This is a genomic window from Stenotrophomonas sp. 109824_Sma, from assembly GCF_056480025.1.
On sequence record NZ_CM151078.1, the window covers coordinates 1861972 to 1871227 of the forward strand.

General features: G+C 67.0%; 8 protein-coding genes. All 8 read left to right on the forward strand.

Going from position 1 to position 9256, the window contains the following annotated elements:
- Window positions 1-17: 17 nt before the first annotated feature.
- Genes ACZK1G_RS09025 through ACZK1G_RS09060 form a run of 8 tightly spaced genes read left to right on the forward strand, consistent with a single transcriptional unit; the run spans window position 18 to window position 8844 of the window.
- The gene (locus tag ACZK1G_RS09025) at window positions 18-1883 is read left to right on the forward strand and encodes a hypothetical protein (RefSeq protein WP_478448274.1); all 1866 of its coding nucleotides are present in this window, start codon (window positions 18-20) and stop codon (window positions 1881-1883) included.
- 8 nt (window positions 1884-1891) lie between these two features.
- The gene (locus tag ACZK1G_RS09030; RefSeq protein WP_478448276.1) at window positions 1892-2365 is read left to right on the forward strand and encodes a hypothetical protein; all 474 of its coding nucleotides are present in this window, start codon (window positions 1892-1894) and stop codon (window positions 2363-2365) included.
- A 15-nt stretch (window positions 2366-2380) separates the two neighbouring features.
- Complete coding sequence (locus ACZK1G_RS09035) at window positions 2381-2851, forward strand: hypothetical protein (RefSeq protein WP_164166164.1); 471 nt, start codon at window positions 2381-2383, stop codon at window positions 2849-2851.
- Between the two features lies 1 nt (window position 2852).
- Window positions 2853-3593 (forward strand): hypothetical protein, encoded by a 741-nt coding sequence (locus ACZK1G_RS09040; RefSeq protein ID WP_478448278.1) that lies wholly within the window; start codon window positions 2853-2855, stop codon window positions 3591-3593.
- Window positions 3590-5071: a hypothetical protein gene (locus ACZK1G_RS09045; RefSeq protein ID WP_478448280.1), complete on the forward strand. Its 1482-nt coding sequence runs from the start codon at window positions 3590-3592 to the stop codon at window positions 5069-5071. The genes ACZK1G_RS09040 and ACZK1G_RS09045 overlap by 4 nt, the downstream gene beginning before the upstream one ends.
- Window positions 5068-5415 (forward strand): hypothetical protein, encoded by a 348-nt coding sequence (locus ACZK1G_RS09050; RefSeq protein WP_478448282.1) that lies wholly within the window; start codon window positions 5068-5070, stop codon window positions 5413-5415. The genes ACZK1G_RS09045 and ACZK1G_RS09050 overlap by 4 nt, the downstream gene beginning before the upstream one ends.
- 14 nt (window positions 5416-5429) lie before the next feature.
- The gene (locus ACZK1G_RS09055) at window positions 5430-7319 is read left to right on the forward strand and encodes a hypothetical protein (protein WP_478448284.1); all 1890 of its coding nucleotides are present in this window, start codon (window positions 5430-5432) and stop codon (window positions 7317-7319) included.
- A gap of 28 nt (window positions 7320-7347) precedes the next feature.
- Window positions 7348-8844: a hypothetical protein gene (locus ACZK1G_RS09060; RefSeq protein WP_478448286.1), complete on the forward strand. Its 1497-nt coding sequence runs from the start codon at window positions 7348-7350 to the stop codon at window positions 8842-8844.
- Window positions 8845-9256 lie beyond the last annotated feature (412 nt).

Below are 9256 nucleotides of genomic sequence, written 5' to 3' on the forward strand. Positions count from 1 at the left end.
GCGGATGGACACCGATCGTGGTCGTTGGCGATCGGGTGGCTGCGGACCAGCACGTCCCGGAAGCAAGGAAGCTGCTGGGCTTCGTGCTCGAAGAGGCCAAACGGAATGGCCTCGGGATCGCGAACCTGCGCCGGGAGCTGCAGGACGGCACGGTACTGCTGGCCGAGAAGATCGGCGAACTGCCACGCGTCACCATCATTGCCCCTGGGCCACCGCCGGTGGAGGAACCGCCAGAGCCCCGCGGCGGCTTCATCGTCTGGCCACGATGGGACGTGCCCACCGGCGACCCCGCGCAGCGCGGGTCGCAGGTGGATCCGACAGGCAATGACCCCACCGGGTGGCTGGAGTTCGCCGGCAGTCGTGTCGTCACCCGCTACTGGCGCCGATGGGACGTGGTCGACCAGATCCAGGGCGCACGCTACGAGAGCTACAACCGGCCGGATCTGTATCCCGATGGGCTGTACTTCTTCGGGAACATCGATTGGAAGGACGGCGAGGACCTGGCGCTGTCGTTCTACGGATTCTGCTCGAGGTACGTGCACGACGTTGCCTTGCTCGACATCGGCGCGCGCTGGGTGCTGCAGCAGGGCCAGGCCCTGTTCGACCGGATCTCCTACCGCGACGAGCTGCAGCAGGATCCCCCGGAATACCTGTCGTGGCGGATCAACTCCGCCTGCGTGCGCAAGACGTCGGCCGGAGCCCAGGAGCTGGTGGTGGCGTTCACCAACTACACCCAGGGCCAGCCCACCACCGCGCAGTCGGCGTTTGTGGCCTTCAGGTTGCATAGGAACGAGGGGACGCCGCAGAAGGGTGACTGGGTCATCGAGCCCGGCAGCCATCGACTGCTGGGAATGACACCTGGCCAGATCAACCCCGAAGGCAGCACGTCGGGAAACACGTTCACCGATTCGGCCATGGCCTGGTTCTTCAATGGCGATGGCACCCGAGCGATTCGGACCGTCAACAGCGAGCAGACGGCCGCTGTCGCGTTGGTCAACACTATGACCCAAGAGGTGGAGATCTCCGACAGCAGCATCACCCACACCGCGGTCCAGGCTGCCTACCTGCAGGGCAACTACGCGGGGAGCGGCGGCAACTTCGCCTTGGTCGCACCCACGCGTGGCCTGGTCGTGTCCGACTTCGCCGGCATGGAGCGGAAAGACGCCTACCTGGCGCTGCGGCGGAGCGAGGGGCGGTTTGCTGTGGAGGCCAACAACTACCAGGGAATGGTGCGCGTCTCCGTGGTGCTGGAGTTCGATGGCGGCGAGATCTCTCTGATCGATCGAGACTTCGCGGTGGGCAATGACCGCCAGGACTATCACCTGCTGGCGTACATGGACGTGCGCCACAACCTGTTCTCCGGGTGGCGGATCCAGGGCTTCAATGGCGCTCACACGATCCAGCCGTTTGCCTACATGGCCGGCCGGATGGTGTATGGCCAGTCCGAGCCTGTGGCATGGGATCCGAGTTCCGGCACCGGCGCGCCTTTCCCGGGCCTGGATACCCGTGCCCCGGGCACCGTCACCGATGGCCTGGTGTTCGGCAGCTACTGGGTCGGCGCCAGCGGATCCGGATGGGGCCCACGCACACCGAACCAGACGGGTGTGATCTGGAACAAACACCCCCGTGAGGGCCTGATCGCGTTCAGCGGTTCATCGATGCTGGTGCCGCTGATGATGGATCGACAGGGCGTGAGGGACTTCCTCGGCTTCGATTGGGCCGGGGGCTGGAACTACAACAAGGGGCGCTACTGCGTCTCGATACCTGGCGCCTACACCGGTGCACTGAACTACCTGACGGGTCATGACCTGGGGGCGTTGCTTGGCGTTACCGCCGAGGACAGGCGCTTCTACCCGCTGACCGTCCTACCCAAGCCCATCTAGGAGCCTTCATGGCCGTGAACACTTCCACGGGGTTCGAGGCGTCGATCCTTGGCCCGTCGGCATTCGAGGGGATCTTCCGCGCCGGTAGCATCGAGATCCGCACCGGACCCCAGCCGGACACCGCAGATATGCCCGCCACCGGTGCCTTGCTGGCGCGAATCACCGTTGACGGCGGCATCTGGCAGCCAGGCGTTTCGGCCTATGGCCTGGGCTTCGTGCGCAACGGCCGATACGTCTACAAGGATGCTGCCCAACGCTGGGTACTTCGCGGGCTCGCCGCGGGCACCGCGGGCTGGTTCCGCCTGGTCGGTAATGCGCCCGACGCCGGCGCAGTCTCCTTCGAATCTCCCCGCATCGATGGCGCGATCGGTCTGGACGACGACAGCCCGGGCGACTTCCAGATGCGCCTGCCCACCCTGGCCATGGCCACCGACACCAGCATCGAGATCGGTGAATGGTGGTTTGCGATCCCCCCACTCTGACGAAGGAACAGCACCATGATGATCTCCATCCCGCTCGCACAGGCCCTGCTTGGGCAGGTCAAGAATGCCCTCGACGGCGGCTTCCTCTACGTGTTCGCTGGGCCGGTACCGGCATCGGCCGACGATGCCCTGGATATGGTCGGCAGTCACACGCAGCTGGCGAAACTCTCGGTCAGCGGCGGCGGCCTGACCTTCTCCGCTCCCGTCGGCAATGTTCTGCCGAAGGCACCGAGCGAAGAATGGGAAGGCCTGATCCAGTTTGAGGGTGCCAATGCCGGCGCCACGAGCCTTTCCCCCTCGTTCTATCGCTTCTGCGCTGCAGCCGACGATGGCCGTGGTTCCACGACCGGCGTTCGCCTGCAGGGCACTGCGGGCGGGCCTGCCTCCAATGCGGCCGTGCTGTTCAGCAGCGACGTGATGACGGCCAACGGCAGCAACAGCACCGGCGTGAGTATCTTCAACGTGGTTGCCGACCAGGCCAGCTGACATGTTGTCCAAGCCGCCAGTGTCCAGGTACGTCCCGCCCCAGCCCGCGAAACCTGCGGTGCCGTACCGGGCTTCCTATACCGTCTGCGGCGCCTCGCCGGCCAAGGGCTACTGGCGGCAGGAGTGCAGCGAAGGCCGGATGCCGGCGCCGAGCAACGGCGCTGTGCAGTTGCCGAAGGGCGCAACGATCCTCGGCTATGAAGAGCAGAACGGGGTCACCTACGTGCGCTACATGCTCTGCAGGAGTGTGTTCGTTCAGACCTCGCCGCCTGGCCCCGTCACCTGTACGACGTATCCGGAGCAGAAGGCGGAGCCTGCCGTGCCGGCCGTTCCGCCGCGCAGGGAATACCTCTCGGTCTTCGAGTGGGACGCCGGCGCAGATAGCGCGGACGAGCTCGACGGTGATGTCGCGATGCGGCTGACGATGAGTCGCGCCGTGGGTGTGGTGGTCGGGCTCGCGATCCTGGACGAGGCGGAGCTGTCTGACCCGGCCCGGGTCCGACATGGGCTGTACTTCCATCAGAGCGAGGGTGGCCGCCTGCAGGCCTGCGTGCTGGAACGCGGCCGCCGCGTGTCGCCGATCCGGCTCTATGACCCCCAGGACCTCTGGGAGGTAAGGCGCATCGGCGGCACTGTCCACTACCTGCACAACGGACAGCGCTTCTACATGTCGCAGCAAGCCAGCCACGGGCTCGTGGTCGTGGGTTGTGCGATCTACGCGACCGGAGATTTCATCGAATGACCATCGAGTTCCTGCCGCTGCAGCATGCGGAGATCGAGGGGCGTGGCCAGGTCACGTTGTCACTGAGGGCCGTGGGGGTTGGCTCAGGGCTCGGTGCCGCCGGCAGTGCCGTGCTGCGCCTGGGCTCGTCTGGACAGGGGCAGATCTACTTCGGCGGCGGCGTAGACCCGGTGGTACCCGCCAACGGTGCCGCCGCATTGAACCTGGTCACATCCGGGCAGGGCTACGGCCGAGACATCGGCGGCGGTGCCGCGGCGATCAGCGTGCGCGCTGCAGGCTTCCAGACTGCCCCCGGCCGTGGAGCGGGCGGCGCGCGTCTGGCGCTTTATGGCAGCGGTCGACAGGTCACCACGCCGCTTGCCTATGCAGGCCTGTCTGCCCGACCGCGCATGATCTCTGCGTTCGGTGGGCGCTGGTTTGCGTCGCCGCGTTCATCGCTGGCTATCGGCGAGACCCGAAGCAGCCTGCCAACGCACGTGCTGAACGAAGTGCTCTCCATCGACGAGACCCGGCGCAGCGCGCTGCTGGCCAGCTGCAGGACGGCGGACACGCTGAGCCTGGAAGATGCGGCAGCGGTGGTGTTCATGCTGCTGGTCGAAGAAGGGATTGCCTTCAGCCCGGATATTCGCGCTGACTCGATCAGGCTGGAGCGCGTCATCGACCGCCTGCTGATGCTGGGGGTGGCCACGTCTTACGCCGATGCGTTGAACGCCCTGGTCGGCGGCCTGTGGTTCGGCGCCCTGACCGAGGCGCTGCGCACGGAGACGGTCACCGATGGACTGCTGGGCTCGGACCTGGTGGCCAGCCTGCAGCGCGCCGCAGAGCGCGTGGTGGACGGCATGCTGGCTGATGCCGCGGCATTCGAAGCCGGTACCGGCGTGGTGATGGTGGATGAGCAGCTGCTCGTCGGCGCCGCCGGCGGCGCGACGGCCGAGCTGGCCGAGCTGCTGAAGGACGGGCTGGGATTCGTGACCCGCCTGGCGCTGGACACCGGCGAGTACGTGGCATGGGTCATGAACACCGAAAGCCGCGCGCTGAGCCGCTACACCCAGTACCCGTTCAACAGCTTCGCCAAGATCGGCGGTCGCTACTACGCCGCGGCTGCGGACGGCCTGCACCGGCTTGATGGCGATGACGACGACGGCACACCAATTGCCGCGCGGCTGCGGCTGGGCCTTTCCGCACTGGGCACGCGCCGCCTGAAGCGGCTGCCCGAGGCGTTTGTCGGCTACACCGCCACCGGCGCGCTGCTGCTGCATGTGATCACGGTCAACGAGCAGAGCGGCCAGAAGGAAGCGGCCATCTACCGGATCCTGGAGCGGCCGGCGTCGAGTGAGCGGGAAACCCGCTGGAAGCTGGGGAAGGGGATCAAGGCCGTCGACTTCGACTTCGTGATCGAGAACGTGGACGGCGCCGACTTCGAGCTCGCAGCCATCGACTTCAGGCCGATCTATCTTGATCGCCGGACCAGGGGATGACCATGGCAGGACCTTGTTTCTGGCGCGAGCCATTCAACCTTGTTCAGGACTGCGGCGAAGATCCGCAGCCCAGCGACTGGATGCTCACCTTCAACAACGGAATGGTCGAAGCCGAAGAGGCATCCGAGCTCCCCGCATTCGCCGTAGGCACCGACTTCCTGCTGAAGATCGAGGGCGACGTGGACGGGCGCACCCTCCAGATGCGCTATCGCATCGACAGCGACCGCTATGCGCCCTACTACATGGGCGAACAGACCAGCTACAACGGCCCCGATGGGGCTGCCGCCGTGGCGACACAAGGTGCAAATCGTTGGGACGTAACGGTCTACGTCCTGTGGAGCTGACCGGAGAAGCATGAATGGCAACTACCTGGTGTCCTGACCTGTCGGCTGATGCCGCGATCACGTTGGTTGGAAGCGCGCATGACAAGTTCATGGAGCTCGGCTCGACCACGTACAACATGGCCGTGTCCAACCTGCAGGGTCTCAACAGCGTTCGGCTGGACCCAATCGACTTCAACGTCGACTTCCGCTTCGCCGATCCGCAGGCCACGTTCCAGCGGCCGCGCCGCCCCGACCTGGATGAAGGCGCGCTGGAATTCCGCGCTCCTGATGTACCGCTGCCCAGCGCGCCCGGCTTCGTGGCTGCTCCGATCTCGATCAGCGAAGCGCCCGAGCTCGACGCTCAACCACCGACACTCGCTTTCGGAGCGAAGCCGACCACGCCGAACGTGGTCGAGCCGACGCTTCCTGTGGATCCGGCGCCGATTGTGCTGCCGGCGGAGCCGACCTACGTCTTGCCGCAGGTGCCGACGTTCGAGGCACTGAACCTGCCCGACGTGCCGAACATTGTCTTGCCGGAGTTCGAGGCGGAGAAACCGATCTTCATCGAGCCGCCGTTCAACGAAACCTGGCAGTTCGAGGCCACCCCGTATGTCAGCACGCTGGTGGACACGCTCACCGCCACGCTGAAGCCGATGATAGTCGGCAGCCAGGCCCTGCCAAGGATCATCGAGGACGCGATCTTCCAGCGCGCCCGCAGCCGCATCGAGCTGGACACCCAGCGGAACGTGGACCAGGCGGTTTCGGAGTTCGCCGCCCGTGGCTTTGCCGAGCCGCAGGGCATGCTGGCCGGGAGGATCCTGGAGGTCCGGCAAACCGGGCAGGGTGCCGTGGCCGAGGCCTCTCGTGATGCGGCGATCAAGCAGTTCGAAGAATCGCTGGCCAACCAGCGCATGGCCATTGCTCAGGGCGCTGCGCTGGAAGGGACGCTGGCGCAGCTGCACACCGACGAGCAGAAGCTGATGCTGCAGGCGGCGACGTTCCAGCGCGAAACCGTGATCGCCGTGCTGAACGCCAGAATCTCGGTCTTCAACGCTCGCCTGCAGGCCTACCAGACGGACGCCCAGGTGCTGCGCGATCGCATCCAAGCGGAGCTGGCCAAGGTCGAGGTGTTCCGGGCCCAGATCGAGGGGGAGCGGGCACGGGGTGAGATCAATGAACAGCGGGTGCGCCTCTACGAGTCGCAGCTGCGCGGTGTAACCACTCTGGCCGACTTCTACCGCACCCGCGTCGAGGCGGTGAAGGTGCAGGCGGACATCAACCGTTTCGGCATCGACAAGTACCGCGCGCAGGTCGACGCCTATGAGGCGCGCTGGCGTGCCCACGTCGCCGAGTGGCAGGGCTACACGGCCAGTGTGGAGGGCGAGGGCAAACGGGCGGATCTGTATCGCACGCTGGTCGATGCCAATGCAAAGCGTGTCGATGCCTGGGCGGCCAGCAACAACATGCAATTCGAGGCCGAGCGCCTGCGCATGGCTCAGCACGGGGTTGACCTGGACGTGTGGCGCGCCGGCATCACTCGTTGGGACGCGACGCTGAGCGGCGAGCGCGCTCGACTGGCTGCTGTCGGCCAGGCGTTCGACGCGAAGGCGCGGATCTACAGCGCCGACGCCGGCGTGGAGCAGGCGGCCTCGGCCGCAGCCGATCGCAGTTTCGAGCTCGGACTGGCACGGGAACGCGCCGACGTCGACGTACAGCTGCAGCAGGCCCAGATGCGCATCCAGCAAATGCTCGGCCTGCTGGCGCAGTCGGCGGAGATCCAGCGGGCAAAGGCGCAGATCTCCAGCCAGCTCGCCGCCAGCACGATGAGCGCCGTCAACTACGGGGCCAGCGTTTCCAGCGGCCGCAGCAAATCCAACTCCTGCGCGCAGAACTACAGCTTCCAGGGCGAGATCGCGGACGCCTGATCCGCCTCAACTTCATAAGGGGAATCGCATGGCCATCAACGATCGAGACGAACTGAACCCTGCCGGCGCCGCGCCCGTGCAGCCCCGCATTGCCACCCGGCCGAGCGCTGGCACAGCCTTTGGCTCGGCAGTGCGTGGCGGAGCCGAGCGGGCGGCCACGCTGGCCAAGAACTTTGGAAATGCAGGCCTTCGTGGTGCGGGCATCGTTGCAGACGCGGTGACGGCACCTGGACGCAACGCGGCGGGCTTCGTGCGCGATGCAGGCAGGGCAGTCGCGGGCGCCTCTCCCTCGCCGGAGCAGGGCCAGCCGTTGCGGGCACCCACTCAGCTCAACCCCGTCGGCAGTGCAGCCGCGGCCGTGAGCCGGCTGACGCCGCTGCGGTTCGGCGGTGCCGCGAAGCCGAAACCAACGTTCGGGGGTGTGAGCTCGAGCGTTGACTCGACTGCAGGCCTCGCTGGTTCGCGCGTGGCTGCGCGGCCGTCGATCGGGGCAGACTTCACCGGGGTCAGTTCCAGCGTGAGTTCCACGGCGCCCCTGGCGGGCGCTGCAGGTGCCGCAGCGCCCCGGGCGTCCCCCGCCCCCGCAGCACCTGCTCCGAGCACCTACACGACGCAGGACGGCCGCACTGCCACGTTGCCAGCAGGCATTACCCGCACCGTAGATGCCAACGGCAATTCGGTGTTCACCGGGTCCGCCGCAACCATCGCAGCCAGCGGCGGTGCTGCGGTCGCACCGGCCGGCGGCACGCTGGCTCTCATGGTGTCCCCCCTCGCGGCTGCACCTGCAGCGCCGACGGTGGCGGCTCCGCGGCCAACGCCGCAGATCGTGCAGCGTGGTCGCCAGGGCGGGATCATTGAGAACCCCGCCGACACCACGGTGGACAAGCTCACCCGAGCTATGGGCAGCGCCAGTCTGAAAGGCAGCCCGAGCGGCCGCGCCGCAGTAGCGCAGGCAATCCTGGGCGAGGCCGGCGCGCGCCAGGCCGAGCGCGCATCTGCGCTCCGCACCCAGGATGAGGCCGATCTTGCCGCTGGCCAGGTCAACGCGGTCGCGGCACAGGGCGACGCCAACCGCGCGCTGCAGGCCGGTCAGTTCAACGCACAGATGCAAGACAACGCCGCCAACCGGCAGGCGTCGCTGGAAACCGCCCGCATCGCTCGCCGGCCGGAGATCTCGGTGGCGGCCGACGGCAGCATGGGTGTTGTAGGTGGCGACGGTAGTTGGCGGGCGGTAACAGGCGCCGACGGCAAGAACGTGCGCGCCGCCCAGGCGCCGCGTCAGACCGGGGAGCTTACCGATGCCGAGCGGCTGAAGTCCTACACCGATCGATTCAACGCCATTTCCGGGAACGTCACGATGGACGAAGCCGCGAAGACGGCCGCCCTGGCCCAGCTCGATGCGGATCCACTGTATGCGGGCCTGCGCCCGAAGGAAGCCCCGCCCGTGGATGGAGCGCGTAAGGCGCCAGACGGGAACTGGTACGTGCAGAACAAAGACGGAAGCTACTCGAAGGTGAATCTCTGATGGCAACGTTCGAAAAGGTCGATGGGAATCCCTTTGGCGCAGCCGCCGCGCCAGCGCCAACCCCCACAGCCACCGACAAGGTTGCGCGCCGACCGACGCTGTCCCCCGTGCAGGGCGACCCGTTCCAGAAGGTGGCCAAGCGCCCGGAGCGATCCTGGGGTGAGGCGATCAAGGACACCGGGCTCGGCATTGCTTCCGGCGCCGCCAACATCCTCGGTGGCGCTGTGGAGCAGCGGAACTCCATGGAGCCGACCAACATCGTGCGGCAGGGCCTGCGCGCGCTGGACAGGTTGGGGGTCAAGGGCGCATCCGAGACCGCCGCGCTGGTACCAGGCACGCCATCCGAGATCTTCGGCGGGCGCCGGGCTGGCTCGGATAGCGCGGGCTTGTCGAAGGCAACGCAGCTGGCCAC